Raw genomic sequence first — 26,312 nt, forward strand, 5'->3', positions numbered from 1 at the left:
TCGAAAGGAATTCCGTGCTGCGCACCCATCTCGCCGGCTCGTTGCGAGCCGAGCACGCCGAGCAGACAGTCACCCTCACCGGTTGGGTTGCCCGGCGACGCGATCACGGCGGGGTCATCTTCATCGACCTGCGCGACGCCTCGGGTGTCTCGCAGGTGGTCTTCCGCAGCGCCGGCGTCCTCGAGCAGGCGCACCGGCTCCGCGCGGAGTACTGCGTCCGGATCACCGGCAAGGTGGAGGTCCGCCCCGAGGGCAACCAGAACTTCGAGATCCCGACCGGTGCGATCGAGGTCGACGCCTCCGAGCTCGTGGTTCTCAACGAGGCCGCCCCGCTGCCGTTCCAGCTCGACGATCAGGTCGGCGAGGAAGCGCGCCTGAAGTACCGCTACCTGGATCTGCGTCGCGAGAAGCCGGGCAAGACCATCCGTCTGCGCAGCAAGGTCAACGCTGCTGCCCGCGCGGTGCTCGCCCACCACGAGTTCGTGGAGGTCGAGACCCCGACCCTCACCCGCTCCACGCCGGAGGGTGCGCGCGACTTCCTGGTCCCGGCCCGCCTGCAGCCCGGTAACTTCTACGCTCTGCCGCAGTCCCCGCAGCTGTTCAAGCAGCTGCTCATGGTCGGTGGCATCGAGCGCTACTACCAGATCGCCCGCTGCTACCGCGACGAGGACTTCCGCGCCGACCGTCAGCCCGAGTTCACCCAGCTCGACATCGAGATGGCGTTCGTCAATCAGGACGACGTGATCCTCCTCGCCGAGGAGGTGCTGCACGCGTTGTGGCGCCTGGTGGGCTACGAACTCGAGACCCCGATCCCGCGGATGACCTACGCCGAGGCCATGCGCCGTTTCGGCACCGACAAGCCGGATCTGCGTTTCGGCATCGAACTCGTGGAGTGCAAGGAGTTCTTCAAGGACACCACCTTCCGCGTCTTCCAGGCCGAGTACGTCGGTGCCGTCGTCATGCCCGGTGGCGCGAGCCAGCCGCGTCGTCAGCTCGACGCATGGCAGGAGTGGGCCAAGCAGCGCGGTGCCAAGGGTCTCGCCTACGTGCTCGTCGGTGAGGACGGCACGTTGAGCGGTCCGGTCGCCAAGAACCTCACCGACGCCGAACGCGAGGGTCTCGCCGCGCACGTGGGCGCGAACCCCGGCGACTGCATCTTCTTCGCCGCCGGTCCCACCAAGCAGATGCGTGCACTGCTCGGCGCCGCCCGCGACGAGATCGCCCGCAAGCTCGATCTGATCGATCCGAACGCATGGGCGTTCGTGTGGGTGGTCGACGCCCCGCTGTTCGAGCCGGCGGCCGACGCGACCGCGAGCGGTGATGTGGCCCTCGGTCATTCGGCGTGGACCGCGGTGCACCACGCGTTCACCTCGCCCAAGCCCGAGTACATCGACACCTTCGATACCGATCCGGGTTCGGCGCTGGCGTACGCCTACGACATCGTCTGCAACGGCAACGAGATCGGTGGCGGCTCGATCCGTATCCACCGCCCCGACATCCAGGAGCGGGTGTTCAAGGTGATGGGCATCTCGGAGGGGGAAGCGAACGAGAAGTTCGGCTTCCTGCTCGAGGCGTTCAAGTACGGCGCGCCCCCGCACGGCGGCATCGCCTTCGGCTGGGACCGCATCACCGCGCTGCTCGCCGGGATGGACTCGATCCGCGAGGTCATCGCGTTCCCCAAGTCCGGTGGCGGTGTCGATCCGCTGACCGATGCACCCGGCCCGATCACGCCGGAGCAGCGCAAGGAGACAGGCATCGACTTCGTGCCCGAACCCGAGACCGAGGGCGCCGACAAGACCTGATCACCCGTAGCTGTCGATGGCGCGGTGTCGCCCGTCTCCGGACGGGGGCACCGCGCCGTCGTGTGTGCCGTCCGGTGGTGCTCCCGAGTGAGGTTCGTGGGCCCGATGAGGTTTGTGAGGATCCTGCCCGGGTACTCCGTCGGTCCGGCGCCAACGGGGGCGACGGATCGAGGAGGTATCCATGGCCGACGCACGCGTGATCTTCTACAAGCCGCTCGCTCTCGCAGCCAGTGTGGGAGGAGGCATCCTCGCCGGAGCCGTCTTCAACCAAGTGTGGAAGAAGGTCGGCGGCAGTGACGAACGGCCCGAACCGCAGGATCTGTCGCAGCGCACCCGGGACGTGCTGATCGCGGCCGCCCTCCAGGGTCTGATCTTCGGTGTCGTGAAGGCTGCGGTGGATCGTGGCACCGCCCGTGGTTTTCAGAAGGTGACACACGTTTCACCGGAATGATCGTGACGTGTCCCGATCGTGATCGGCGTCCGAGGAGCGGAGCGGCCGAGGCGCGGACGGGGACACACCCGGATGAACAGCGATTTCCCCTCGCAAAGCAGACAAAAGCGACCTGGTGGGCCGGGCACGGGTGAAGAAGGTCCTGCTCGATCCGAGCATTGTGGAGGACCTCGTCGTGACCGAGAACCTGTAGATTGGGCAGTGATGACCGCAACATTGGCAGACCCCGTGTCCGAGGTGGTTCACGCCGCCGAAGCGCTGCTCACCCGCCGTACCGGCGCCACGGTGACCCTGACCGATCCGGTGGATCTCGGGGGCAGTGGCCGCTCGATGGTCGTACGGGTACGAGTGGCCGCCAATCCGTTCTCGCTCCCGCGCACTCTCGTCCTCAAGCAGGTACCGCCCTCGCGTGGCACCGGCCACGTCGACTTCCGCGGTTCCGAGACGGACGAGCAGATCGCCTTCCTCCGCGAGGCGGTCTCCTACCAGTTCACGACGGCCCTCGCGAAGGATCACCGTCCGGGTGCCGAACTGCTCGCCTACGACTTCGACGCTCGCCTGCTGGTCCTCAGCGACCTCGGCGACGCGACCACCCTGTCGGAGGTGCTCCGCAACAGTTCCGAGGCCGCCGGGAACACCCTGATGGCCCTGGCTCAGGCACTCGGACGCATGCATGCGGCGACCGTCGGCCGCGAGGAGGACTTCGCGGCGCTGCTGCGTCGCGCCGACGTCGCGCGGGTCGCCGACGCCGTGTCCCAGCAGGCCCTCGATGCCGTGCGGGGTGTGCCCGAGCTCCTCGAGGCCGACTTCGGCCTGTCGGTGCCCGAGTCGGTACGCGAGCGTGCCGAGCGGGCGTCCAAGCTGTTCACCGGCGGGCGTTTCCGGGCCTTCAGCCCGTCCGACCTGTGCCCCGACAACATCGTGGTCGGCGACGAGGGTGTGCAGTTCCTCGACTACGAATGGGGCGGCTTCCGCGACGCGACCCTGGACATCGCGTACGCCCTCAGTTCCTTCCCGCTGTGCCTGTGCTCGGTGCCGCTGTCCGTCGATCGCATCCGTGCGATGGCCGACGCGTGGCGCGCCGAGGTCGTCGCCATGTGGCCGCAGCTGGCCTACGACGAGGTGCTCGAGGAGCGGCTGCTCGACGCACTGCTCGCGTGCATCTGGCTGAGCACGCACCTGTTCCTGCCCGAGGACCATGCGCGGATCGCCTCGGTACGCGAACACGGACTGTCTGTGCCGCGCATCCCCGCGCTCCGCGCCCGTTGGTCGCTGCTCGCCGAGTTTGCCACCGCGACAGGCCACGACGACGTCGCCGCGCACGCCCGCGACGTGCTCGCCCACCTCGAGGACCGCGCCGCCGGCTAGAGCGACCGATCCGCCAGGTGCCGACCGGCGTCTACACCAGCGGAGCGGCGGGTTCGATCCTCGTCGCGCCGTCGGCCACCCGGTATCCCGCGGCGCGGCGCGCGTCCGTGTTCGGATCCGTGCGGTCGCCGATGAAGAACCACTCCATCTGCGTCGCCTCGGGAGTCACGTCGAGCACCCCGTAACCGTGCGAATCGAGTTCGACGAACCGCACGTGCCGGTTGGCCGCGGTCGCCGTCGCCTCCAGCGCGGGCGACAGGCTCCGCGGAGGCACACCGAGCAACTCGTCGATGTTCGCCGACGTCACCGACGGAACCACGAACTCCGTGGCGACGGTGCCCGCACCCGGATAGTCGGCAGCGTCCATCGGGACGTCCATCGCCCAGGAGGTGTGGATGTCGCCCGTGAGGAAGACGACGTTGCGCAGTCCCGCCGCCGTGATGGTGTCCATCAACCGTCGACGGTCGGCGGTGTAGCCGTCCCACTGATCGGTGTTGAAGGGCAGTCCGCCGGCCGGCACTCCGACGAGTTCGGTCAGTGCTCCGGTGGTCCGCGGATCGAGCGGTGGTAACACGATCGGCGAGAACATCACCGAATTGCCGATCAACTGCCATCGTGTGGGGGAGGTCGCCAGCCCGGCGGTGAGCCATTCCATCTGGTCCCGGCCGGTCATCGTGCGCCCCGGATCGTCGACCTGCCGTCCGACTGCGAGGACCTGCTGGGAACGGTAGCTCCGCAGATCCAGCATCGACAGTTCGGCGAGCCGTCCGTACCGCAGGCGCCGGTAGAGTCGGCCGCCGTTCGGACGCACCGGCATCCACTCGTCGTAGGCCTGCACCGATGCGGCCTTGCGAGAGGCCCAGTCGCCCTCGACGAGCGGATCGTGGTTCTCCGCCCCACCCGCCCACGCGTCGTTCGCCGCCTCGTGGTCGTCCCAGATCACGATCCACGGCACCTTCGCGTGCAGCGCCTGCAGGTTCGGATCGGTCTTGTACTGCGCGTGCCGGATGCGGTAGTCGGCGAGACTCACGATCTCGTGGGCGGGCTCGTGCGTCCGGACGCCCCGCCCACCGGCGACGGGGAACTTCCCGGCCGCGTACTCGTACAGATAGTCGCCGAGGTGCACCACGGCGTCGAGATCGTCGCGTGCGGCGAGGTGGCGGTAGGAGGAGAAGAAACCGCCCTCCCAGTCGGCGCACGACACGACCCCGAAGCGCAGGCGTGCGACCGCAGCGTCGGGCGAGGGCGCGGTGAACGTCCTGCCGGTCGGGGAGACGGCACCGCCGGCGCGGAATCGATAGAAGTAGGTCGTGCCCGGTACGAGCCCGCGGGCGTCGACCTTGACCGTGTGGTCGGAGACGGAACTCGCTGTCACCGTCCCACTCGCGACCAGCGTGTCGAAGCTGTTGCTGCGGGCGAGTTCCCAGGTGACCGGGACGTCCGGTCCCGCACCCGAGCCGGGTGTCGCCTCCGGCGAGGGTGTCACCCGCGTCCACAGGATCACCGCGTCGGGCAACGGATCTCCCGACGCGACGCCGTGCGCGAAGACGGCGGGGGATGCCTGCGCGTGCTGAGTGGTCGAGGCGAAGGCCGCCGCACCTGCGGCGAGGATCGACGACCGGAGCACGGCGCGACGGGACACATGTTCGGCGGACGGTGTCGTGGCCACGACCAAGATCCGACCACACGGTCGGTCATCCGTCCACGCGAACGACGAACACCGCCGTCGACCGGGCGTCGGCGCGAGCTTGTAGCGTCGGATGCGTGAGTGATCTTTTCGGGGCGAACGACCCGTCTGCCGAACCGGACGCCCTGTTCGAGGCGCCACGCGAACCGGAACCCGAGGACGAACCGCAGGTCCGCCGGCAACCCGTCGCGGCCGGCGGCGCGAACGCGCCCCTCGCTGCGCGCATGCGACCGGCGAGTCTCGACGAGGTGGTCGGGCAACAACACCTGCTCGAACCGGGAGCACCGTTGCGGCGGCTCGTCGAGGGATCGGGTGCGGCCTCCGTCGTGCTCTACGGTCCGCCCGGTACCGGGAAGACGACCCTGGCCTCGCTGATCTCCGGAGCCACCGGACGCCGGTTCGAAGCGCTGTCCGCCCTGTCGGCGGGCGTCAAGGACGTGCGTGCCGTCATCGACCTGGCACGCCGGCGCCTCACCCACGGCGAACAGACCGTGCTGTTCATCGACGAGGTCCACCGCTTCTCGAAGACCCAGCAGGACGCGCTGCTCGCCGCGGTCGAGAACCGCATCGTGCTGCTCGTCGCGGCGACGACCGAGAACCCGTCGTTCTCCGTGGTCGCCCCGCTGCTGTCGCGCTCGCTGGTGCTGCAACTGCAGCCGCTCGGGCCCGACGACATCCGGGCACTGCTCGAACGTGCGCGCACCGACGCCCGTGGACTCGCCGGTGCGGTCGAGATCGACGACGACGCCCTCGACCACCTCGTCCGGCTCGCCGGGGGCGACGCCCGCCGTGCCCTGACGGCGCTCGAGGCCTCCGCCGACACGGCGCTCGCCGTCTCCGGTGGCGACGCGGCCGTCATCGACCTCGCGACCGTGGAGTCGAGCATCGACGAGGCCGCCGTGCGCTACGACCGCGACGGCGATCAGCACTTCGACGTCGCAAGCGCCTTCATCAAGTCGCTGCGCGGCTCCGACGTCGACGCGGCCCTGCACTATCTGGCCCGGATGATCGTCGCGGGAGAGGACCCGCGCTTCATCGCCCGCCGCCTGATGATCCAGGCCAGCGAGGAGGTGGGCATGGCCGATCCCACCGCCCTGCAGACGGCGGTCGCCGCAGCGCAGGTCGTGCAGCAGGTCGGGATGCCCGAAGCCCAGCTCGCGCTCGCTCAGGCCACCATCCATATCGCCACCGCACCCAAGTCGGGCTCGGTGACCGCCGCGCTCGGCGCCGCGATCGCCGACGTGAAGGCGGGCAGGGCCGGTCCGGTGCCCGCCCATCTGCGCGACGGTCATTATCAGGGCGCGCAGAAGCTCGGCAACGCGATCGGCTACAAGTTCCCGCACGCGCACCCGGACGGCGTGCTCGCGCAGCAGTACGCCCCGGACGAGCTGGTCGGCGTCGACTATTACGAGCCGACCGGTCGCGGTGTGGAACGGGAGCTGTCGGCCCGCCTGCCCAAGCTGCGCCGCATCGTGCGCGGTGAGCGGTGACGCCGTCCGCCGAGTACTCACGGCGCCGTACCGCGGCCGCTTTCGGCGGCGCGATAAGCTGAAGAACGGCCGATCGACAGGGTCGACCGCCCGTCCCGGGAAGTTCACACCATCGCCAGACCACAAAGGACCATCGACGTGCAGACCCACGAGATCCGCAGGCGCTTTCTCGATCACTTCGTGAAGGCGGGACACACCGAGGTGCCCAGCGCGTCGCTGATCCTCGCCGATCCCAACCTGCTGTTCGTCAACGCCGGCATGGTCCCGTTCGTGCCCTACTTCCTCGGGCAGCAGACCCCGCCCTACACCCGCGCCACGTCGGTGCAGAAGTGTGTGCGCACTCTCGACATCGAGGAGGTCGGCAAGACCACCCGCCACAACACCTTCTTCCAGATGGCCGGCAACTTCTCGTTCGGCGACTACTTCAAGGAAGAGGCCATCACCTTCGCGTGGTCGCTGCTCACCGGATCCGTCGAGGGCGGCGGCTACGGAATCGACCCCGAGAAGCTGTGGGCGACGGTCTATCTCGACGACGACGAAGCGTTCTCGATCTGGCACGACAAGGTCGGCGTTCCCGAGGAACGCATCCAGCGTCGCGGCATGAAGGACAACTACTGGTCGATGGGCATCCCCGGGCCGTGCGGTCCGTGCTCCGAGATCTTCTACGACCGCGGCCCCGCCTACGGCGTCGAAGGCGGCCCCGAGGCCGACGAGGACCGCTACATCGAGATCTGGAATCTCGTGTTCATGCAGAACGAGCGCGGTGAGGGTGGTGCCAAGGACGACTACCCGATCCTCGGCCCGCTGCCGAAGAAGAACATCGACACCGGCATGGGTGTCGAACGCGTCGCCTTCCTGCTCCAGGGCGTCGAGAACGTCTACGAGACCGACCTGCTGCGCCCCGTGATCGACAAGGCCGCCGAACTCACCGGCGCCGTCTACGGCGCGAAGCACGACGACGACGTGCGCTTCCGCGTGATCGCCGACCACGCCCGCACCGCGGCGATGCTCATCGTCGACGGCGTCAACCCCGGCAACGACGGCCGCGGCTACGTGCTGCGCCGCCTGCTCCGCCGCATCGTGCGCTCGGCGCGTCTGCTCGGCGCCGACAAGCCCACCATGCGCGAGTTCATGGCGGTCGTGCACGACACCATGGCCCCGTCCTATCCCGAACTCGACACCGACTTCTCGCGCATCGAGACCGTCGCGGTGGGCGAGGAGACGGCCTTCCTCAAGACCCTCGGTACCGGCAGCAAGCTGTTCGAAGGCGCTGTAGAGACCGTGAAGTCGCAGGGTAGGAATGTGCTCGGTGGCACGGAGGCGTTCACCCTCCACGACACCTACGGGTTCCCGATCGACCTCACCCTCGAGATGGCGGCCGAGGCGGGCCTGACCGTCGACGAGGAGGGTTTCCGATCGCTCATGGCCGAGCAGCGCCAGCGCGCCAAGGACGACGCCCGCGCCCGCAAGCACGCCCACGCCGACCTGACCGTCTACAAGGAACTCCTCGACCGCGGTCCCACCGAGTTCACCGGTTTCAGCGAGCTGGTGACCGAGGCGCACGTGCTCGCCGTCATCACCGGTGGCGAGCGCCTGCACGCGGCGAGCGCGGGCCAGCAGGTCGAGCTGATCCTCGATCGCAGCCCCCTCTACGCGGAGTCCGGCGGCCAGATCGCCGACATCGGCAGCATCACCGGCCCGGGCCTGAAGATCAAGGTCGACGACGTCCAGAAGATCGCCAAGCAACTGTGGACCCACAAGGTCACGGTGCTCGAGGGCCAGGTCGTCGAAGGCGACGCCGTCCTCGTGCAGGTCGATCCCGAGTGGCGCAAGGGCGCCACCCAGGGCCACTCCGGCACCCACCTGGTCCACGCCGCGCTGCGCGAGGTGCTCGGCCCCAACGCCGTGCAGGCCGGTTCGCTCAACAAGCCCGGCTACCTGCGCTTCGACTTCTCGTGGCCCGGCGCCCTGTCCGAGCAGCAGAAGCAGGACATCGAGGCCGTCACCAACGAGGCCGTCGCGGCGAACTATCCCGTCAACACCTTCGTCACCGACCTCGACAAGGCAAAGAAGATGGGCGCGATGGCCCTGTTCGGCGAGAACTACGGCGACGAGGTCCGCGTCGTCGAGATCGGCGGCCCGTTCTCGATGGAGCTGTGCGGCGGCACGCATGTGCAGCACTCCTCGCACGTCGGCACCGTCACGCTCCTCGGTGAGCAGTCCGTCGGTTCCGGCATCCGCCGGGTCGAGGCGTACGTCGGTCTCGACTCGTACCGCCACCTGGCGAAGGAACGCGCGCTGCTCGCGGGCCTGTCCTCGACCCTGAGGGTTCCCTCCGAGGAGGTGCCCGGACGTGTCGAGGCCCTGCTCGATCGGCTCAAGGCCGCCGAGAAGGAACTCGAGAAGACCCGCGCCGCGAACGTCGCCGCCGCAGCCGGAACGTACGCGGGCAAGGCGCAGCGCGTCGGTGACGTGCTCGTCGTGGCCGAGGCCGCCCCGGAGGATGTCGCCGGCAACGACCTGCGCACACTCGCATCCGACGTCCGTGGCCGGCTCGGCACCGAGCCCGCCGTGGTGCTGCTGCTCGGCAACGCCGGTGGCAAGGTGCCCTTCGTCGTGGCCACCACCAAGGCTGCGCAGGAGAAGGGCATCAAGGCGGGCGACCTCGTCGCGAGCTTCGGTCCCGCGATCGGTGGTCGCGGGGGCGGCAAGCCCGACATGGCTCAGGGCGCAGGGTCGGATCCGGCCGGTATCCCGGCCGCACTCGATGCTTTCCGTGCCCGTCTGAGCGAGCTGGCCGGCTGAGCGTGGCCGAACCGCCGCGCCCCGATCGTCCCGGAGTGGACGATCCCGGCCGTGGTCGCCGCATCGCAGTCGACGTCGGGAGCGTCCGGATCGGGGTCGCCTCCAGCGACCCCGACGGGATCCTCGCCACCCCGGTCGAGACGGTGCCGCGGTCCAAGGAACGCGGACCCGACGCACCCGATATCCGGCGCATCGTCGAGATCGTTAGGGAATACGAGGCTGTTGAGGTTATCGTCGGGCTGCCGCAGACACTGCGCGGTGAGCCCGGCAAGGCTGCGAAACTGGCGAGCGACTTCGCGCGTCGACTTCGCCGTGCCTTACCCGACGTTCCCGTGCGCCTGGCCGACGAACGTTTCACGACGGTCACTGCGGCGCGCGCCCTCCGCGAGAGCGGGGTGAGTGCGCGAGGTGCGCGGCCGGTCATCGACCAGGCCGCCGCCGTGGCCATCTTGCAGGGTTGGTTGGACGAGCGGAGTTCGGTAGTGAACGAGTCGGGGCGTGACGCGGGGGACAGCCGGTGAGCCGGCACGGACGACACGACGACCATTCGGAGAACGCACGGCAGGATCTGTTCGCGGATCCCTACGCCGATGGGTACACGGAACCTCCAGTGGATCGCACCGGATCCGGGGATCCGTATCGATACGGATCCGAGGATCCGTATCGATCAGACCCGCGTTACCGGTACGACGATCCGTACGCATCCGACCCTCGAGGTCACGATGCATACGGGCACGACCCGTACGGCAACGACTCCCACGGCTGTGATCCGTACGGCGGTGGTGGATACGAGGGCGTCCCGAGTGGGCACCCGGAGGCCCGTCGACCCGATCCCGACGATCACGAGACCACGGTCCTGAACTTCGAGCCGGGTGTATTCGATGGCCCGCCGCCCGGTCACGCCGAACAGGGTTACGGCGAGCAGGGCTATGCCGAGCAGGGCTATGCCGAGCAGGGCTATGCCGAGCAGGGCTATGCCGAGCAGGGCTACGGCGACGGGGGCTACGCAGGATCCGGGTACGAGCACGAGGGGTCCATCGGCGCCGATCGCGGACACGCTCCGGCCGATCACCCCGACGGGGGACATCTCGACGAAGAGTACCCGGGCGGATACTCCTACGCCGCACGCGACGCGAGCCGTGACGACGACCCCGCCGACGACGCGGTCGCAGCGGAGGAGATTACCGCCGAGCAGCGTGCGGTCCCCCTCGCGGTCGGTGGTTCGGAACGCGCCGCACGCCGTGATCCGAAGGCGAGCGGGCGTAAGAAGCGCGGACGTGTCGTAGGCGCGCTCGCCGCCGCGGTGCTCCTGCTCGTCGTCGTGGGTGGCGGCTATCTCGCCTACGACCGGTTCCTCGGCACCGATCTTCCGCCGGACTTCACCGGACCTCCCGGACCGGCCGTCGTCGTCCAGGTCAACCCGGGCGAGACCGCCGGGGAGATCGGCAGCGAGTTCGTCGACAAGGGTGTCGTCGCGAGTTCCGCCGCCTTCTACGAAGCGGCCGTGCAGAACTCGGGGATGAATTCGCTGCAACCCGGCTTCTACCAGGTGGCCACCAACATCCCGGCTGTCGACGCCGTCGCGGCCCTCGTCGACCCGGCCAGCCGGGTCGGTGCGCTCGTGATCTCCGAGGGACGTCAGCTCCACGACATCCGCGACGTCAACACCGGTGCCGTCCGCAAGGGCATCTACACGCTCATCGCAGAGGCGAGCTGCCACGGCGATCCGGCCGCCGAGAACTGCGTCACCTACGAGGAACTCGACGCGGCCGGGGCCACCCCGGACCTGCAGGCACTCGGAGTTCCGGAATGGGCACGCGACGCGGTCGCGAACGTGCCCGACCGCAGGCGGCAGCTCGAAGGCCTCATCGCCGCGGGCAGCTGGGATTTCGATCCGACGGCCGAACCCGTCGAGATCCTGGCTCGCCTCGTGTCGGAAAGTGCTGCCAGCTACGACGCGACGGGGATCACCGACGCGGCCGCACGGGTGGGGCTGACCCCGTACGAGATGCTCATCTCCGCATCGCTCGTCGAACGCGAGGCTCTGCCACAGGATTTCGCGAAGGTCGCGCGCGTGATCCTCAACCGCCTCGACATCGACCAGATGCTCCAGTTCGATTCGACCGTCAACTACGAACTCGACGAGACCGAACTCGCGACCACCGACGCCGACCGCGCGCGGGTGACCCCCTGGAACACCTACGCCATGGTCGGTCTTCCGGCGACGCCCATCTCGTCACCGAGCATCGGTGCGCTGCAGGCGATGGAGAACCCGGAACCGGGGGAATGGATCTACTTCGTGACGATCGACGACAAGGGCACCACGCTCTTCGCGAATTCCTACGAGGAGCACCTGCAGAACACCGAACTGGCACTCGCGAGCGGGATCCTCGACAGTGGCCGCTGATCCGAACGGAGGTGTCCGGAGGGCCGCGGTCCTCGGGAAACCCATCGCGCACTCGAAGTCGCCCTTGTTGCATCTCGCGGCGTACCGGGCACTCGGGCTGACCGAGTGGACCTACGAACGCATCGAATGCACCGGTGAGCAGCTGCCGGGCCTCGTGTCCTCGCTCGGTGAGGAATGGGTGGGTCTGTCCGTCACGATGCCCGGGAAGTTCGCGGCTCTCGAGTTCGCCACCGAACGCACCGAGCGGGCCGTGAGGATCGGCTCGGCGAACACCCTCGTGCGCATCGAGAACGGGTGGCGTGCCGACTGCACCGACGTCGACGGCGTGTCCGGAGCACTGCGCTCGGCCGGCGTCGGTGATCTGTCCGGCGCGTCGGCGGTCGTCGTGGGCTCGGGTGGTACCGCGCGGCCGGCGCTCGTCGGTCTCACCGACCTCGGTGTGCGCTCGGTGACTGTGGTCGCGCGGTCCGAGCAGAAGGCCCGCGCGACGTTCGATTGTCTCGGCGACGACATCGAGGCTCGGTGGTTGTCGTTCGACGCACCCGAACTGGCCCGGGTCTGCGCCGAGGCCGGTGCGCTCGTGAGCACCGTGCCCGCACCCGCGGCAGCGCCGTACACAGAAGCTCTCGCGCAGGCGCCGTGCATTCTCGATGCAATCTACGACCCTTGGCCCACGCCGCTGGCGACAGCGGCCGAGGCACGCGGTGTCCGCGTCGTCAGCGGTCTGCACATGCTCCTGAGTCAGGCCTTCGGGCAGGTCGAGCAGTTCACGGGGCTGCCCGCGCCGCGCGCGGAGATGGCGCGCGCTGTCGGGCTCGACCTGAACTCTCCGCACCCGGCCTGAGAACCCGGTACGACGGGGCGCGGCCCCACCAGGACATCGGCGTCTTCGAGGTCGACGAGGCGTTCGCTCCGGTGCCCATGGCGTGGCAGAAGGAGATCGGCGCACCCGAGGACAAGCTCAACCCCAACGGTGGTGCGATCGCTCTCGGTCACCCGCTCGGGGGTTCCGGTGCCCGCATCCTCACCGACATGATCTTCCACATGCGCCGCACTAACCTCCGGTACGGCCTGCAGACGATGTGCGAGGGCGGTGGCCAGGCCAACCAACGTCACCATCGTCGAATTCGTCGCGCAGTAGGCCGCACCCGACACCGTCCGCTGTCCACCTGCGATGCCTGAGCGGGTGGGCAGCGGATTTCTCCGCGCAGGTGTCGAATCGGCGCCCTACCGTTCGTATAGAGGGTGAGAGGCCGGAGCCGCCGGCCGCCGAGGGGAAGGACCCCGCCATGGCGCAGTACCTGCTGAGCATCTACCAGCCCGACGGTGAACCGCCGTCACCGGAGTTCCTCGAACCGATCATGAAGAAGGTCGCGGCGTGGCAGAACGAGATCCGGGAGGCAGGGGTCTGGGTGTTCTCCGGCGGCCTTCACCCTCCGGACACGGCGACGGTCGTGCGCACGGACGAGGGGCGCACGGCGACGACCGACGGTCCGTACATCGAGGGCAAGGAGCATCTCGGTGGCTTCGACGTCATCGACGTGCCCGACCTCGACGAGGCGCTGAGGTGGGCGCGCGGTCTTGCCGACGCCACCACACTGCCCATCGAGGTGCGGCCCCTGGCGTTCGGCTCCTGCGCCGGATGACGTGCGAAGCTCGATGACCGGGCCGTCCACCGCCGACATCGCACGTGCCTTCCGTGAGGAATACGGCAGGGCGACCGCCGTGCTCACCCGCGTCCTCGGCGACCTCGACGCCGCCGAGGACGCGGTGCAGGACGCCTTCTCGATCGCCGTCGAACGGTGGCCCGGGGAGGGGATCCCGCCGAGCCCGGCCGGGTGGATCATCACCACCGCCCGTCGCCGGGCGATCGACAGGGCACGGCGGGAGGCCGCACGTCCGCTCAAGCACGCCGAGGCGGACCTGCTCTACCCGACATCCGGCGACGCGTTCGACTCCGGAGCGGTCGTCCCGCCCGAGATCCCCGACGATCGCCTCCGTCTGATCTTCACCTGTTGTCACCCGGCGCTCGCGCCTGCGTCGCGGGTCGCGCTGACACTGCGGCTGCTCGGCGGGCTGACCACCGCGCAGATCGCCCGAGCCTTCCTCGTGCCGGAAACGACTATGGGGCAACGGATCTCCCGAGCCAAGGGGAAGGTCCGCGACGCGCGCATCCCGTTCCGCATCCCGTCCCCGGACGAGTTTCCCGAACGTCTCGACGCGGTGCGTTCCGTGCTTTATCTCGTGTACACGGAGGGCCACACGACGAGCGCCGGACCCGAACTCGCCGACACGGACCTGTGTTCGGAGGCGGTGCGGCTGGCGCGTGTGCTGGCCGGGCTCGTTCCCGACGATCCCGAGACCACGGGACTTCTCGCCCTGATGCTCCTCGGTGAATCCCGGCGCTCGGCGCGTACGGGACCCGGCGGCGAACTCGTCCTGCTCGCAGACCAGGACCGCTCGCGGTGGGACCGCGCGCTGATCGCCGAAGGGCAGGCGCTCGTGCGGCGCACCCTGCGCTGGAACAGGCCGGGGCCCTATCAGATCCAGGCCGCGATCGCCGCAGTGCACGCGGACGCGCCCACCTTCGAGGACACCGATTGGGCGCAGATCGTCGCGCTCTACGACCTGCTGTTCGCCGCGGACCCCACACCGGTCGTCGCGTTGCACCGGGCCGTCGCACTCGCCGAAGTGGAGGGCCCCGCAGCGGCTCTCGGGATCGTCGACCACCTCGACCTCGAGCGGTATCACGTCTTCCACGCAGTCCGGGCCGACCTGCTCGCCCGCCTCGGCCGGCTCACCGAGGCGAGTGAGACATACGCCACCGCCGCGGCGCGGACGGAGAACGCCATCGAGCGCGCGCATCTGCTGCGCCGGCGGGACGAGGTCCGGGACGCGCTCAGGTAGCCGGCGTCGTGCCGGTCGTCGTCTCGGCGTCGGGAACCGAACGCTGCCACGGCCACCGGCCGTCGATCTCCAGCTGCAGCGACCAGCTCAGGAAGGTGCGGATGAGCACGATGACCGCCAGCACACCCACCGATGTGAAGGTCGGCGTGACGGCGACGGTCTTGATGATGTCGGCGGCGACCAGGAATTCGAGGCCGAGCAGGATCGACCGGCCGAGATTGCGCCGGTACGGCTCGTAGATCTCCGAACCCGGTCCGCGCCGCCGCGCGGTCGCCGCGATCCACGTCGCCGCCAATGCGCCGATCACCATGACGCCGACTCCGACGACGTCGATGGCCGTGCCCACGTGTTCGAGCAGCGACGAAATCTCCATTCGACCAGAACCTTCCGACCGGAACCGACAGACTCCGGCAATCCTCGCAGGACGATCGCCGCACTGTGCGGCTTTGTCCACAGGAGACGTGCCTGTCCACAGGACCGGGCCGGACACCGCGCGAACGCCCTGCCGGCGAGTGTGGATGGGGGATGCTCCGGGTCGTGGCAGGGGAGACGGTGGGTGAGCTCGCGATGGTGGTTCTCGGCGTGGGCGTGGGAGCGATCGTGCGCGTGGTGGCGGGAAGAACGGCCGGTCGTCGGCCGCTGCCGGGTTCGTGCGAGGCGGCATGCGCGGCAGCCGCACTCGTCGCGGTCTCGATCACCACGGGCGCGGCGGTCGTCGGAGCAGCGATGTTCGGATGGTGGTGCGTGTGCCTGAGCGCCGTGGACCTGCTCGTGCGGCGTCTGCCGAACGTGCTGACGCTCGGGGGAGCGGGCACGATCCTCGGTGTGGCCGCAGCGACGGGGCACGGCCGGGCGGCGTTCGCCGGTGCACTTCTGCTCGCGGCACCGTTGTTGATCGCCCACCTCGCGGTGCCGCGGTCGCTGGGTGCGGGCGACGTCAAACTCGCCCTCGGGCTCGGTGCCGTCACCGGACTCGCCGGCCCCTCGGCGGTGCTCCTCGGTGCACTGCTCCCACCCGTCCTCACCGCAGGTGCGGCCCTGTTTCTGCGGCTCCGGGAGGCCCGCCGCGGGGGTGTGCGTGCCGCTCCGCGCGTGCTTCCGCACGGACCGTCGATGTGCGCCGCCGCGGCGTTGGCGGTGATCTCGACGGGTTGACCAGGGGCGGCATGTCGAGTCGGCGGACGAACATGGAAGGATGGACCTGTGCTGCGTTGGATAACTGCTGGAGAATCCCATGGTCCCGCTCTCGTCGCGATGCTCGAGGGGATGGTCGCCGGAGTCGAGGTGACGTCGAACGACATCTCGGAGCAACTCGCGCGACGGCGACTGGGCTACGGCCGCGGCGCACGCATGAAGTTCGAGGCCGATAAGGTCACCGTGATCGGTGGCGTCCGGCACGGACGCACCCTGGGCGGCCCGATCGCGATCGAGATCGGCAACACCGAATGGCCCAAGTGGGAAACCATCATGGCCGCCGACCCGGTCGATGCCGAACTGCTCGAAGGTCAGGCGCGCAACGCGCCGCTGACCCGTCCCCGCCCCGGCCACGCCGACTTCGCGGGCATGCTCAAGTACGGCTTCGACGACGCGCGTCCCGTCCTCGAGCGCGCCAGCGCCCGGGAGACCGCAGCACGCGTGGCGGCCGGCGCGGTTGCCCGGAACTTCCTGCGCCAGGCGTTCGGCGCCGAGGTCGTCTCGCATGTCATCTCCATCGGCGCATCCGATCCCTATGTCGGCTCCGAACCCGGTGCCGAAGATCTCGCCGCGATCGACGCGAGCCCAGTGCGTGCCTACGACAAGGCCGCCGAGGAATCCATGATCGCCGAGATCGAGGCCGCCAAGCGCGACGGCGACACCCTCGGCGGAATCGTCGAGGTCGTGGTGCACGGGCTGCCCGTGGGCCTCGGTTCGTTCGTCAGCGGTGCCGATCGCCTCGACGCGCGACTGGCCGCGGCCCTCATGGGGATCCAGGCCATCAAGGGTGTCGAGGTCGGCGACGGCTTCGAGACCGCGCGTCGCCGCGGCAGCGCTGCCCACGACGAGATGAAGCCCGGCCTCGACGGTGTGCTCCGCTCGAGCAACCGCGCCGGCGGCATCGAAGGTGGCATGACCAACGGTGAGGCCCTGCGCGTGCGGGCGGCGATGAAGCCGATCTCGACCGTGCCGCGCGCCCTGTCGACGGTCGACATGACCACCGGCGACGAGGCCGTCGCGATCCACCAGCGTTCCGACGTGTGCGCGGTGCCCGCGGCGGGTGTCGTCGCCGAGGCGATGGTCGCCCTCGTCGTCGCGCAGGCCGCCCTCGAGAAGTTCGGCGGCGACTCGCTCGCCGAGACCGTGAGCAACATCGACCACTACCTGAAGGGCATCGCGGCGCGGCCGCCGCGGTGATCGCATGTCGCCTCGCCTGGTACTCATCGGCCCGCCGGGAGCGGGCAAGTCGACGATCGGTCGTCGGGTCGCGAACGCGCTCGAGCTGCCGTTGCTCGACACCGACGCCGAGATCGAGCGTGTGACCGGCCGGACCATCCCCGACATCTTCTCCCAGGACGGCGAACCGGCCTTCCGGGAGACCGAGGAAGAGGTGGTCGCGCGCGCCCTCGACACCCACGACGGTGTGGTGTCCCTGGGCGGGGGAGCGATCCTTTCGGAGCGCACCCGCGCGCGACTGGCCGGACACACCGTCGTCTATCTCGAGATCAGCGTGGCGGAAGGACTGCGTCGCACCGGCGCGGTCGGCGCCGCCGGAACCAGGCCGTTGCTGGCCGGTGGTGATCCGGCCCAGAAATACCGCGACCTCATGCGTCGCCGCCGCCCACTGTACCGGCAGGCGGCGACCATCCGGGTGCGCACCGACGGCCGCAGCCCCGGGCGGGTCGTCCAGCAGGTGCTCGCCAAACTCGAAGCGGCGGACGCCGCGACCAGCCAGACCATCAGCGAGGATCGGAGCCCCACACCGTGACCGAACCGGTACGCATCGACGTCGAGACCGCCCAGCCCTATCCGGTGATCATCGGCCGGGGACTGCTCGGTGAGGTCGTCGAAGAACTGTCCGGCACGCGGACCGTCGCGATCTTCCACCAGCCGACGCTCACCGCGACGGCCGAGGCCGTGCGGGAGGCGCTCGCCGAGACCGGCATCGACGCCCACCGCATCGAGATCCCCGACGCCGAGGACGGCAAGGAGCTGGCCGTCGCCGGATTCTGCTGGGAGGTGCTCGGCCGCATCGGCTTGACCCGTTCGGACGCCGTCATCAGCCTCGGCGGCGGTGCCGCCACCGACCTCGCGGGTTTCGTGGCCGCGACGTGGATGCGCGGCGTACGGGTCTACCACATCCCCACCACGCTGCTGGCGATGGTCGACGCCGCGGTGGGCGGCAAGACCGGCATCAACACCGAGGCGGGCAAGAACCTCGTCGGTTCGTTCCATGAGCCCTCGGCGGTCTTCGTCGACCTCGCGACCCTCGAGACGGTGCCGCGCAACGAGATCGTGGCCGGACTCGCCGAGGTGATCAAGACCGGCTTCATCGCCGATCCGGTGATCCTCGACCTGATCGAGGAGAACCCCGAGGCCACGCTCGATCCTGCCGGGACGGTGCTGCCCGAGCTGATCCGGCGATCGGTCGAGGTCAAGGCGAAGGTGGTCGCGGCCGACCTCAAGGAGTCGAGCCTGCGCGAGATCCTCAACTACGGTCACACCCTCGGCCACGCCATCGAGCGTCGCGAGCGGTACCGCTGGCGCCACGGCGCCGCCGTGTCGGTGGGCCTGGTCTTCGCGGCCGAACTCGGCCGGCTCGCAGGGCGTCTCGACGACGCCACCGCCGACCGGCACCGCGCGATCCTCGAATCCGTCGGCCTGCCCACCACCTACGATCCCGACGCCTTCGCCGATCTGCTCGCGGGCATGCAGACCGACAAGAAGAACCGTGCCGGCATGCTTCGGTTCGTCGTCCTCGACGGACTTGCGAAGCCCGGCAGGCTCGAGGGACCCGACCCGACCCTGCTCGCGGCGGCCTATTCCGAGGTCGCGCGCCAAGGCAAGGCCGACGCGCGAACCGTACTGCTCTGACCACCTGGTCGACCGCCTGGTTCTATGCGGGCGGTCTCCACGACGTGTCGCGCCCGGTGAGTCCGATCAGGCGTTCCAGCGGCGGAGCGTCGTCGCCCACCCGGACGGCCGGACCGAACAGGCCGCCCCCGTCGGCGACGCGTTCCTCGTCGGTGATGCTCTCCGCGAATGCGGTACACGCGGCGATTTCGTCGGGCTCGCAGGAGTACTGCTGTCCCGTGGCCACGGCGAGGTCCCAGCCGTGGACGACGAGTTCGTCGAGCGTGACGAGTCCGGCGACCGGCGCGGGCAGGTCGAGGCCGCCCGCGCGCGTCATGCCCTCCCAGGCTGCGGGATCGCTCCACGCTCGGCGGAGGTCGCCGAGCCGGTCGGGAACGTGACGCCGCCAGTCCGGCGGCAGTTCGCTCGTGAGCTGCGGGGGAGTGTCGGTGTGCGGGCCGATGTCCTTGCGCGCCGCGGCCGTGAACGCAAGGGACAGGCCCAGCACGTGGTCGACGAGCGCACCGACGGAGGTCTCGGAACACGGTGTGGGCCCCGGCAACTGGGCGTCGTCGATCCCCGCCAGGATGCGCTCCATCCGGCGGGTCGCGGGAGTCAGGTCGAGCGTCTCGGTGATGTCGGTCATGGTCGGCTCCTCGGGGTCGGCTACCTCTACTGACCGTCACAACTCGGAAAACTGAGCACCCGCCCCCGGATGTGCGGGGGCGGGTGGTCTCACTGCTGTGGGTCTCACTACTCGGGTCTCACTGTTTCGGATCGACCCTCGGGAACACCTCGGTGGGCGAGTCGTCGCTGCGCCAGGCGGGATCGGTCTGCTGCGCGGAGTTCGCGGGAGCGGAAACCGCGGCCGCTCCGACGCCTGCGGGCGCGTGGTGATCGCGGTGGACCGACCAGTCGTCGTCGCGGGCGGCCTTGCGCTCGTTCCGGCGCGCGAAGAACCGGCCCAGCGTCACCGCCGCCATCGCCGGCAGGAATACCAGAAGCACGGTGAACGCGGCACCGGAGGTGATCTCGAAGAACAGGGACGTCACACCCACCGGCATCGGGGTGACGGTGTCGACGAGCCAGGTGAGGACCCCGCCCACCAGGCCGGTGACCGCACCGGCGGCGAGCCAGCGCATCGTCAGGTCGTCGCCCTCGTCGGCGTCGGGATGGGCGCGGTGGTCGCGGATGCCGTCGAGACCGGCCCAGACGAACGCTGCGACGACCACCACGGCGAAGCCCAGCCAGCGCAGTACCGATCCCTGCAACGGCCACTGGATGAGAGCGGCACCGAGCAGGACGCGCACGACCACGTGGACCAGGGCGAGCCCGAGTCCGCGGAGCAACCAGGGTTTCATGTACCTCAGCGTAACGGGTGGCGAAGCCGACAGTGTGTCCCGTCCCACAGCCGTGATCGCGGTAGGTTGAGCGATATGTCTGCCGACCACGCCTCCCGCCGTCGAGCGCTGCGTGCGCTGCTCGCCGAACGCGAACTCGATGCGCTGCTGGTGACCGATCTGACCGGTATCCGCTACCTCACGGGCTTCACGGGATCCAACGCGGCGCTGATCGTCTCCACCGAGGACGACGAGAACGAGACGCGCACCGTCATCTGCACCGACGGCCGCTACGTCACGCAGGTGGGGGAGCAGGTCCCCGACCTGCGGGCCGTGATCGCCCGGTCGTCGGCCGCTCACCTCGTCACCGAGTTCGGAACAGTTTCTGCGCGTTGGGGATTCGAGAGTCACGTCGTCACGGTCGACGAACGGTCGCGGTGGGGCGAGCTCGGCGTGTCCGTCCGCTTCGTTCCCGCTCCCGGGCTCGTCGAACACCTGCGGGCCGTGAAGGACGAACACGAGATCGGTCTGTTGCGCGAGGCATGCGGTGCGGCCGATCGCGCACTGGCGGACCTCATCGCGGCGGGCGGTCTGCGTCCGGGTCGAACCGAGAAGGAGGTCGCCCGCGATCTCGAATGGCGCATGTTCGAGCACGGTGCCGACGGCATCTCCTTCGAGACGATCGTCGCCGCCGGTGCCAATTCGGCGATCCCGCACCATCGCCCGACCGGCGCGGTCCTCGCGGAGGGCGACTTCGTGAAACTCGACTTCGGGGCGCAGATCGGCGGTTACCACTCCGACATGACGCGCACCTACGTGCTGAGCCGCGTCGCGGACTGGCAGCGCGACCTGTACGAGCTGGTCCTGCGCGCGCAGCAGGCCGGACGCGAGGCGCTCGCGCCCGGTGTCGACTGCGCCGCGGTGGACGCCGCCGCGCGCACCGTGATCGCCGAGGCCGGCTACGCCGACCTGTTCCTGCACGGGCTGGGCCACGGAGTCGGCCTCGAGATCCACGAAGCGCCCGGAATCGGCGCCGCGGCGACCGGTACACTTGTCGCCGGTGCGGCGGTGACCGTCGAGCCGGGCGTGTACTTCTCGGGGCGCGGAGGCGTGCGGATCGAAGACACGCTCGTGGTGCGGGAGCATACTCCGGAGTTGCTCACGCTCACCGACAAGACATTGACCGTCATTTGAGGGCGGTTCCTCGACCCTAGGAGACACGAACCAAGTGGCTGATACCAGTGACTTCAAGAACGGCCTCGTTCTGAAAATCGACGGACAGCTCTGGCAGATCATCGAGTTCCAGCACGTCAAGCCGGGCAAGGGTCCTGCTTTCGTGCGCACGAAGCTCAAGAATGTGACGTCGGGCAAGACCGTCGACAAGACCTGGAATGCCGGTGTCAAGGTCGAGACCGCCACCGTCGATCGCCGCGACATGACCTACCTCTACAACGACGGCACCGACTACGTCTTCATGGACGGCGAGACCTACGACCAGATCACCATCTCGCCCGAACTGCTCGGCGACAGCGCCAACTTCCTGCTCGAGAACATGCCCGTGCAGGTCGCCACGCACGAGGACGTCCCGCTGTTCGTCGAGCTCCCGGTCACGGTCGAGCTCGTCGTCCAGCACACCGATCCGGGCCTGCAGGGCGACCGCTCCACCGGCGGCACCAAGCCCGCGACCCTCGAGACCGGCGCCGAGATCCAGGTCCCGCTGTTCATCAACACCGGCGACAAGCTCAAGGTCGATTCCCGCGACGGCAGCTACCTCGGGCGAGTGAATTCCTGAGTGTCCGGTAACCAGAAGAAGCTCGGGGCCCGCCACAAGGCCCGCAAGCGCGCCGTGGACCTGCTCTTCGAGGCCGAGGCCCGCGACGTGCACCCCGTCGACCTCGCGGCCGATCGCGTCGAACTCGCGATCGACGACGACCAGGTCGCGCCGGTGCCGGCATACGCGCAGACCATCATCCGCGGTGTCGCCGACAACCTCGACGAGACCGACCGAGTGATCGCCGATCACCTGCACGAATGGACGCTGGACCGCCTTCCCGCCGTCGACCGCGCGATCCTGCGCATCGCGGTGTGGGAGCTCTTCCACGCGACCGACGTGCCGCCCGTGGTGGCCGTCGACGAGGCGGTCGAGCTGGCGAAGCAGCTGTCCACCGACGATTCGCCGGCCTTCGTCAACGGGGTGCTGGGTCAGATCGTCACTGTCGCCGACCAGGTGCGTGCAGCAGCCGCTGCCACCCTCGCCCGGCCGGCGCAGGAGTCGCAGGATCAGGGCTCGAACGAGTCCTGACTTCGTCACCCTTCTCGGGTGAGCGACGACACGAGGCACCGTGAGCGGGCCCGGTGGGAAGACTCCCGCCGGGCCCGCTCACGCATCCGGGCCTGTGTTGCGCTTCACCCGTCATCCGTGCCGGGGCGGACGTCGACGCTGATAGGCTCGACAACTGTCAGGCATCCTTTAACGATCCGTCCAGTGAGGCGGAGAAGGAGGTCGCTGTATGGCCGTGTCCGAGGACGGGTCCACAGCTTCTACCCCCACTACGTCCTCCGGTACCGGCGTGCCGGCGCGTGAGCTGCTCTCCGCTGCCGACGTCCACCGGACGATCTCCCGTATCGCACACCAGATCATCGAGAAGACCGCTCTCGACACCCCCGAGGACGCACCGCGTGTCGTACTCCTGGGCATCCCCACCCGCGGGATCACCCTCGCCCAGCGCCTCGCCGACCGCATCGAGGAATTCGCCGGCGTCCGTGTCCCGGTCGGCTCGCTCGACATCACGCTCTACCGCGACGACCTCCGCACGAAGCCGCACCGCCCGCTGGAGCGCACCTCGGTGCCCGAGGGCGGAGTCGACAACACCCTCGTCGTCCTCGTCGACGACGTCCTGTTCTCGGGACGCTCCGTCCGCGCCGCGCTCGATGCCCTGCGCGATCTCGGACGACCCCGCGCGGTGCAACTCGCGGTCCTCGTCGACCGCGGCCACCGCGAACTGCCGCTGCGGGCCGACTACGTCGGCAAGAACGTCCCCACCGCGCGCAGCGAGGACGTCCGCGTGCTGCTGACCGAACACGACGGGCGCGACGCCGTCGAGATCTCCGGAGGCAAGTCCCAGTGAAACACCTGCTCACCATCGCGGATCTGACGAAGGACTCCGCGACGGGGCTTCTCGACGAGGCCGAGCGGTTCGAGCAGGCACTGCTCGGGCGTGAGGTGCGCAAGCTCCCCACGCTGCGCGGCCGCACCATCATGACCGTCTTCTACGAGAACTCCACCCGCACCCGCGTGTCCTTCGAGGTCGCCGGCAAGTGGATGAGCGCTGACGTCATCAACGTCTCGGCGTCCAGTTCGTCGGTGAAGAAGGGCGAATCGCTGCGCGACACCGCGCTGACCCTGCACGCCGCCGGCGCCGACGCGCTGGTGGTCCGTCACTCCGCCTCCGGTGCCGCGCACCGGATCGCGCAGTGGACCAACGAATCCGGCTCCGGACCGGCCGTGGTCAACGCCGGCGACGGTACCCACGAACATCCCACTCAGGCGTTGCTCGACGCGCTCACCCTGCGCCAGCGTCTCGGCTCGATCGAAGGCCGCCGGATCGGCATCGTCGGCGACGTGCTGCACAGCCGTGTCGCCCGGTCGAACGCGCTGCTGCTGAGCATGCTCGGCGCCGAGGTCGTGCTCGTCGCTCCCCGCACCCTGCTGCCGGTGGGGGTGGAGACCTGGCCGGTGACGGTCGCCGATTCGCTCGAAGCCGAACTTCCCACCCTCGACGCGGTCATGATGCTGCGGGTGCAGGCCGAGCGCATGAACGGCGGGTTCTTCCCGTCCGCCCGCGAGTACTCGATTCGATACGGACTCAACGCCACGCGCGCGGCATTGCTGCCGGAGCACGCCGTGATCCTGCATCCCGGCCCGATGCTCCGCGGCATGGAGATCGGCTTCCCCGTCGCCGACGCCCCGCAGAGCGCTGTGCTGCAGCAGGTGAGCAACGGTGTCCACGTGCGGATGGCGGTGCTCTTCCGTCTGCTCGTGGGCACGGAAGGGAGCCTGTCGTGACCCACACTTCCCATCCGGGAGACACAGGAACAGGAGACACACAGGTGACGCCGCAGGTGCTCATCCGCAACGTCCGCCTCTACGGCGAGGGCGATCCGGTCGACGTGCTGCTCGGCGACGAGCAGATCCTCGCCGTCGGAACCGACCTCGAGGTCGGCGACGACGCGGAGATCGTCGACGGCACGGGGCAGATCATGCTCCCGGGCTTCGTCGACCTGCATACGCACCTGCGCGAACCGGGCCGCGAGGACACCGAGACCGTCGATTCGGGCTCGGCCGCCGCGGCGCGCGGCGGGTACACCGCGGTGTTCGCGATGGCCAATACCGATCCGGTCGCCGACTCGGTGGTCGTCACCGACCACGTGTGGCGCCGCGGCCGCGAGGTCGGGCTTGTCGACGTCCACCCCGTGGGTGCGGTCACCGTCGGACTCGAGGGCAAGCAGCTCGCCGAGATGGGCACGATGGCCGCCGGTGTCGGTGGCGTGCGGATGTTCTCCGACGACGGCAAGTGCGTCTACGACCCGCTGCTGATGCGTCGAGCGCTCGAGTACTCGGCCTCGCTCGGCGTGCTCATCGCCCAGCACGCCGAGGAGCCGCGGCTGACCGTCGGTGCCGTCGCGCACGAAGGACCGACCGCGGCGCGTCTCGGCCTCACCGGCTGGCCCCGTGCCGCCGAGGAGTCCATCGTCGCCCGCGACGCGCTGCTCTCCCGCGACGCCGGAGCCCGCGTGCACATCTGCCACGCGTCGACGGCCGGCACCGTCGAGCTCGTCCGGTGGGCACGCTCGCAGGGCATCGCGATCAGCGCCGAAGTCACGCCGCACCACCTGCTCCTCGACGACTCGCGTCTCGAGAGCTACGACGGCATCAACCGGGTCAACCCGCCCCTGCGGGAGCGGAGCGACGTCGAAGCACTGCGACGCGGCCTCGCGGACGGGACCATCGACTGTGTGGCCACCGACCACGCCCCGCACGCCGAACAGGACAAGTGCTGCGAGTTCTCACAGGCACGTCCGGGAATGCTCGGGCTCGAGACGGCGTTGTCCGTCGTGATCGAGACGATGGTCCGGCCGGGCCTGCTGGACTGGCGCGGCGTCGCGAAGGTCATGAGCGAGCGTCCCGCGGAGATCGTGGGCCTCGACGATCAGGGCCGGCCCCTCGAGGTAGGCGAACCCGCGAACATCGTGCTCGTCGACCCGGATACCGAGTGGACGGTGCACGGTCCCGACCTCGCGAGCATCTCCCACAACACGCCCTACGAGGACATGACCCTGCCGGGCCGGGTCACCACCACTGTGTTGCGCGGGCGGATCACCGCCCGCGACGGTGCGGTGTTCCCGCGCTCGACCGAAAGGTAGGAACCGACATGGATCGCGTTCTCATCACCGTCGGTTTCCTCGCGCTCTGGGTCGTGCTCGTCCTGCTGATGTGGAAGGGTTGGAAGGGACGTGCCCGACGCCAGCAGGACGTGGTCGGCGAACTGCCGACCGTGCCGGCGGAGCTGGGGGAGCGGCTCGTCGAGCCGACCACCGGTCTGTACGTCGGCAGCACGCTCGCGCCGAGCTGGCAGGACCGCATCGCGGTCGGTGATCTCGGCCACCGCGCCAACGCGGAACTGACCCGATACCGATCCGGTGCCCTGCTCGAACGCGACGGCGCATCCCCGATCTGGATCCCGCAGGACTCGATCCGCGCGATCCGCACCGAACGCGGTCTGGCGGGCAAGGTCATGTCCCAGGACGGGGTGCTGGTCATCCGCTGGCAGCTGCCCTCGGGCACGGAGGTCGACACCGGCTTCCGCGGGGACGACAAGTCGATCTACCCGCTCTGGACGAGCGGGTCGGACGAAAAATCTTGAGACGGTGACGATCACAACGACGATGACGATCACGACGAACAACACGACGATCACGACACGCGAGATCTCAGCCCGCGCGGCCGG

General features: G+C 69.4%; 25 protein-coding genes and 1 pseudogene. 22 read left to right on the top strand and 4 right to left on the bottom strand.

Going from position 1 to position 26,312, the window contains the following annotated elements; all coding sequences use genetic code 11:
- Nucleotides 1-14: 14 nt before the first annotated feature.
- The 3 genes from aspS (at nt 15) to A5767_RS08430 (ending at nt 3,621) form a co-directional block, all read left to right on the top strand.
- A complete protein-coding gene (gene aspS, locus A5767_RS08420; RefSeq protein WP_064852071.1) occupies nt 15-1,802 on the top strand; it encodes an aspartate--tRNA ligase in 1,788 nt (595 codons plus the stop codon).
- Nucleotides 1,803-1,983: 181 nt separating this feature from the next.
- Nucleotides 1,984-2,253 carry a DUF4235 domain-containing protein gene (locus tag A5767_RS08425; protein ID WP_006551422.1) on the top strand — a complete coding sequence of 90 codons (270 nt, stop codon included), beginning with the start codon at nt 1,984-1,986 and terminating at the stop codon, nt 2,251-2,253.
- Between the two features lie 204 nt (nt 2,254-2,457).
- On the top strand, nt 2,458-3,621 hold the full coding sequence (locus tag A5767_RS08430) for a kinase (RefSeq protein ID WP_033096583.1): 1,164 nt from the start codon (nt 2,458-2,460) through the stop codon (nt 3,619-3,621).
- 31 nt (nt 3,622-3,652) lie between these two features.
- Here A5767_RS08430 and A5767_RS08435 read toward each other — a convergent pair whose 3' ends face one another.
- Entirely contained in the window at nt 3,653-5,290 is a 1,638-nt protein-coding gene (locus A5767_RS08435; protein WP_064852072.1) for an alkaline phosphatase D family protein, read from the bottom strand.
- 95 nt (nt 5,291-5,385) lie between these two features.
- Between A5767_RS08435 and A5767_RS08440 the strand changes: the two genes are divergently transcribed.
- From A5767_RS08440 to A5767_RS08475, 8 genes and pseudogenes are all read left to right on the top strand, one after another.
- Nucleotides 5,386-6,798: a replication-associated recombination protein A gene (locus tag A5767_RS08440; protein ID WP_024100770.1), complete on the top strand. Its 1,413-nt coding sequence runs from the start codon at nt 5,386-5,388 to the stop codon at nt 6,796-6,798.
- Between the two features lie 138 nt (nt 6,799-6,936).
- Nucleotides 6,937-9,603, top strand: coding sequence for an alanine--tRNA ligase (gene alaS / locus A5767_RS08445; protein WP_064852073.1), 2,667 nt, complete (start codon nt 6,937-6,939; stop codon nt 9,601-9,603).
- A gap of 2 nt (nt 9,604-9,605) precedes the next feature.
- Nucleotides 9,606-10,124, top strand: a complete 519-nt coding sequence (gene ruvX, locus A5767_RS08450) for a Holliday junction resolvase RuvX (protein ID WP_024100772.1) — start codon at nt 9,606-9,608, stop codon at nt 10,122-10,124.
- A complete protein-coding gene (locus A5767_RS08455; RefSeq protein ID WP_064852074.1) occupies nt 10,121-12,010 on the top strand; it encodes an endolytic transglycosylase MltG in 1,890 nt (629 codons plus the stop codon). Before ruvX ends, A5767_RS08455 begins: the two co-directional genes overlap by 4 nt.
- Complete coding sequence (locus A5767_RS08460) at nt 12,000-12,854, top strand: shikimate dehydrogenase (protein WP_006551429.1); 855 nt, start codon at nt 12,000-12,002, stop codon at nt 12,852-12,854. Before A5767_RS08455 ends, A5767_RS08460 begins: the two co-directional genes overlap by 11 nt.
- 35 nt (nt 12,855-12,889) lie before the next feature.
- Nucleotides 12,890-13,192: pseudogene (locus tag A5767_RS08465) on the top strand (hypothetical protein); the annotation flags it as partial.
- A 107-nt stretch (nt 13,193-13,299) separates the two neighbouring features.
- On the top strand, nt 13,300-13,656 hold the full coding sequence (locus tag A5767_RS08470) for a YciI family protein (RefSeq protein ID WP_006551431.1): 357 nt from the start codon (nt 13,300-13,302) through the stop codon (nt 13,654-13,656).
- Between the two features lie 13 nt (nt 13,657-13,669).
- Nucleotides 13,670-14,917 carry an RNA polymerase sigma factor gene (locus A5767_RS08475; protein ID WP_064852128.1) on the top strand — a complete coding sequence of 416 codons (1,248 nt, stop codon included), beginning with the start codon at nt 13,670-13,672 and terminating at the stop codon, nt 14,915-14,917.
- Here the strand turns inward: A5767_RS08475 and A5767_RS08480 are convergent.
- Nucleotides 14,910-15,290 carry a DUF1622 domain-containing protein gene (locus A5767_RS08480; protein WP_019289268.1) on the bottom strand — a complete coding sequence of 127 codons (381 nt, stop codon included), beginning with the start codon at nt 15,288-15,290 and terminating at the stop codon, nt 14,910-14,912. The two genes, A5767_RS08475 and A5767_RS08480, sit on opposite strands and share 8 nt — an antisense overlap.
- A 152-nt stretch (nt 15,291-15,442) precedes the next feature.
- Between A5767_RS08480 and A5767_RS08485 the strand changes: the two genes are divergently transcribed.
- Genes A5767_RS08485 through aroB form a run of 4 tightly spaced genes read left to right on the top strand, consistent with a single transcriptional unit; the run spans nt 15,443 to nt 18,985 of the window.
- The gene (locus tag A5767_RS08485; protein ID WP_064852076.1) at nt 15,443-16,072 is read left to right on the top strand and encodes a prepilin peptidase; all 630 of its coding nucleotides are present in this window, start codon (nt 15,443-15,445) and stop codon (nt 16,070-16,072) included.
- Between the two features lie 48 nt (nt 16,073-16,120).
- Nucleotides 16,121-17,308: a chorismate synthase gene (aroC, locus tag A5767_RS08490; protein ID WP_064852077.1), complete on the top strand. Its 1,188-nt coding sequence runs from the start codon at nt 16,121-16,123 to the stop codon at nt 17,306-17,308.
- Nucleotides 17,309-17,312: 4 nt separating this feature from the next.
- The gene (locus A5767_RS08495; protein WP_006551436.1) at nt 17,313-17,879 is read left to right on the top strand and encodes a shikimate kinase; all 567 of its coding nucleotides are present in this window, start codon (nt 17,313-17,315) and stop codon (nt 17,877-17,879) included.
- On the top strand, nt 17,876-18,985 hold the full coding sequence (gene aroB, locus A5767_RS08500) for a 3-dehydroquinate synthase (protein WP_064852078.1): 1,110 nt from the start codon (nt 17,876-17,878) through the stop codon (nt 18,983-18,985). The genes A5767_RS08495 and aroB overlap by 4 nt, the downstream gene beginning before the upstream one ends.
- Nucleotides 18,986-19,007: 22 nt before the next feature.
- On the opposite strand, the gene A5767_RS08505 is transcribed toward aroB, so the two are convergent.
- Nucleotides 19,008-19,610, bottom strand: coding sequence for a TIGR03086 family metal-binding protein (locus A5767_RS08505; RefSeq protein ID WP_082937629.1), 603 nt, complete (start codon nt 19,608-19,610; stop codon nt 19,008-19,010).
- 118 nt (nt 19,611-19,728) lie between these two features.
- Nucleotides 19,729-20,325, bottom strand: a complete 597-nt coding sequence (locus A5767_RS08510; protein ID WP_064852079.1) for a B-4DMT family transporter — start codon at nt 20,323-20,325, stop codon at nt 19,729-19,731.
- A gap of 75 nt (nt 20,326-20,400) precedes the next feature.
- Here A5767_RS08510 and A5767_RS08515 point away from each other — a divergent pair, with 75 nt between their 5' ends.
- The 7 genes from A5767_RS08515 to A5767_RS08545 all read left to right on the top strand — a co-directional run bounded on the left by A5767_RS08515 (nt 20,401) and on the right by A5767_RS08545 (nt 26,228).
- On the top strand, nt 20,401-21,498 hold the full coding sequence (locus A5767_RS08515; RefSeq protein WP_064852080.1) for a M24 family metallopeptidase: 1,098 nt from the start codon (nt 20,401-20,403) through the stop codon (nt 21,496-21,498).
- A gap of 34 nt (nt 21,499-21,532) precedes the next feature.
- Nucleotides 21,533-22,096: an elongation factor P gene (efp, locus tag A5767_RS08520; protein ID WP_006551441.1), complete on the top strand. Its 564-nt coding sequence runs from the start codon at nt 21,533-21,535 to the stop codon at nt 22,094-22,096.
- On the top strand, nt 22,097-22,606 hold the full coding sequence (gene nusB, locus A5767_RS08525) for a transcription antitermination factor NusB (protein WP_006551442.1): 510 nt from the start codon (nt 22,097-22,099) through the stop codon (nt 22,604-22,606).
- Nucleotides 22,607-22,814: 208 nt separating this feature from the next.
- Nucleotides 22,815-23,432 (top strand): bifunctional pyr operon transcriptional regulator/uracil phosphoribosyltransferase PyrR, encoded by a 618-nt coding sequence (gene pyrR / locus A5767_RS08530; RefSeq protein WP_024100783.1) that lies wholly within the window; start codon nt 22,815-22,817, stop codon nt 23,430-23,432.
- Nucleotides 23,429-24,370 (top strand): aspartate carbamoyltransferase catalytic subunit, encoded by a 942-nt coding sequence (locus A5767_RS08535; RefSeq protein ID WP_064852081.1) that lies wholly within the window; start codon nt 23,429-23,431, stop codon nt 24,368-24,370. The genes pyrR and A5767_RS08535 overlap by 4 nt, the downstream gene beginning before the upstream one ends.
- 44 nt (nt 24,371-24,414) lie before the next feature.
- Nucleotides 24,415-25,728: a dihydroorotase gene (locus A5767_RS08540; RefSeq protein WP_064852082.1), complete on the top strand. Its 1,314-nt coding sequence runs from the start codon at nt 24,415-24,417 to the stop codon at nt 25,726-25,728.
- 8 nt (nt 25,729-25,736) lie between these two features.
- Nucleotides 25,737-26,228: a PH-like domain-containing protein gene (locus A5767_RS08545; RefSeq protein ID WP_064852083.1), complete on the top strand. Its 492-nt coding sequence runs from the start codon at nt 25,737-25,739 to the stop codon at nt 26,226-26,228.
- The last annotated feature ends 84 nt before the right edge of the window (nt 26,229-26,312 follow it).

The organism is Rhodococcus sp. 852002-51564_SCH6189132-a (assembly GCF_001665495.1).
GTDB classification, from domain to species: Bacteria; Actinomycetota; Actinomycetes; order Mycobacteriales; family Mycobacteriaceae; genus Rhodococcus; species Rhodococcus pyridinivorans.

Excerpts from the sequence above, each read along its gene's own strand:
- A5767_RS08545 (WP_064852083.1), top strand. The coding sequence starts at position 25,737 with ATGGATCGCGTTCTCATCACCGTCGGTTTCCTCGCGCTCTGGGTCGTG.
- A5767_RS08510 (WP_064852079.1), bottom strand. The coding sequence starts at position 20,325 with ATGAAACCCTGGTTGCTCCGCGGACTCGGGCTCGCCCTGGTCCACGTG.
- A5767_RS08470 (WP_006551431.1), top strand. The coding sequence starts at position 13,300 with ATGGCGCAGTACCTGCTGAGCATCTACCAGCCCGACGGTGAACCGCCG.
- A5767_RS08475 (WP_064852128.1), top strand. The coding sequence starts at position 13,670 with ATGACCGGGCCGTCCACCGCCGACATCGCACGTGCCTTCCGTGAGGAA.
- A5767_RS08425 (WP_006551422.1), top strand. The coding sequence starts at position 1,984 with ATGGCCGACGCACGCGTGATCTTCTACAAGCCGCTCGCTCTCGCAGCC.
- pyrR (WP_024100783.1), top strand. The coding sequence starts at position 22,815 with ATGGCCGTGTCCGAGGACGGGTCCACAGCTTCTACCCCCACTACGTCC.
- A5767_RS08485 (WP_064852076.1), top strand. The coding sequence starts at position 15,443 with ATGCTCCGGGTCGTGGCAGGGGAGACGGTGGGTGAGCTCGCGATGGTG.
- A5767_RS08515 (WP_064852080.1), top strand. The coding sequence starts at position 20,401 with ATGTCTGCCGACCACGCCTCCCGCCGTCGAGCGCTGCGTGCGCTGCTC.
- A5767_RS08495 (WP_006551436.1), top strand. The coding sequence starts at position 17,313 with ATGTCGCCTCGCCTGGTACTCATCGGCCCGCCGGGAGCGGGCAAGTCG.
- A5767_RS08430 (WP_033096583.1), top strand. The coding sequence starts at position 2,458 with ATGACCGCAACATTGGCAGACCCCGTGTCCGAGGTGGTTCACGCCGCC.
- A5767_RS08480 (WP_019289268.1), bottom strand. The coding sequence starts at position 15,290 with ATGGAGATTTCGTCGCTGCTCGAACACGTGGGCACGGCCATCGACGTC.
- A5767_RS08505 (WP_082937629.1), bottom strand. The coding sequence starts at position 19,610 with ATGACCGACATCACCGAGACGCTCGACCTGACTCCCGCGACCCGCCGG.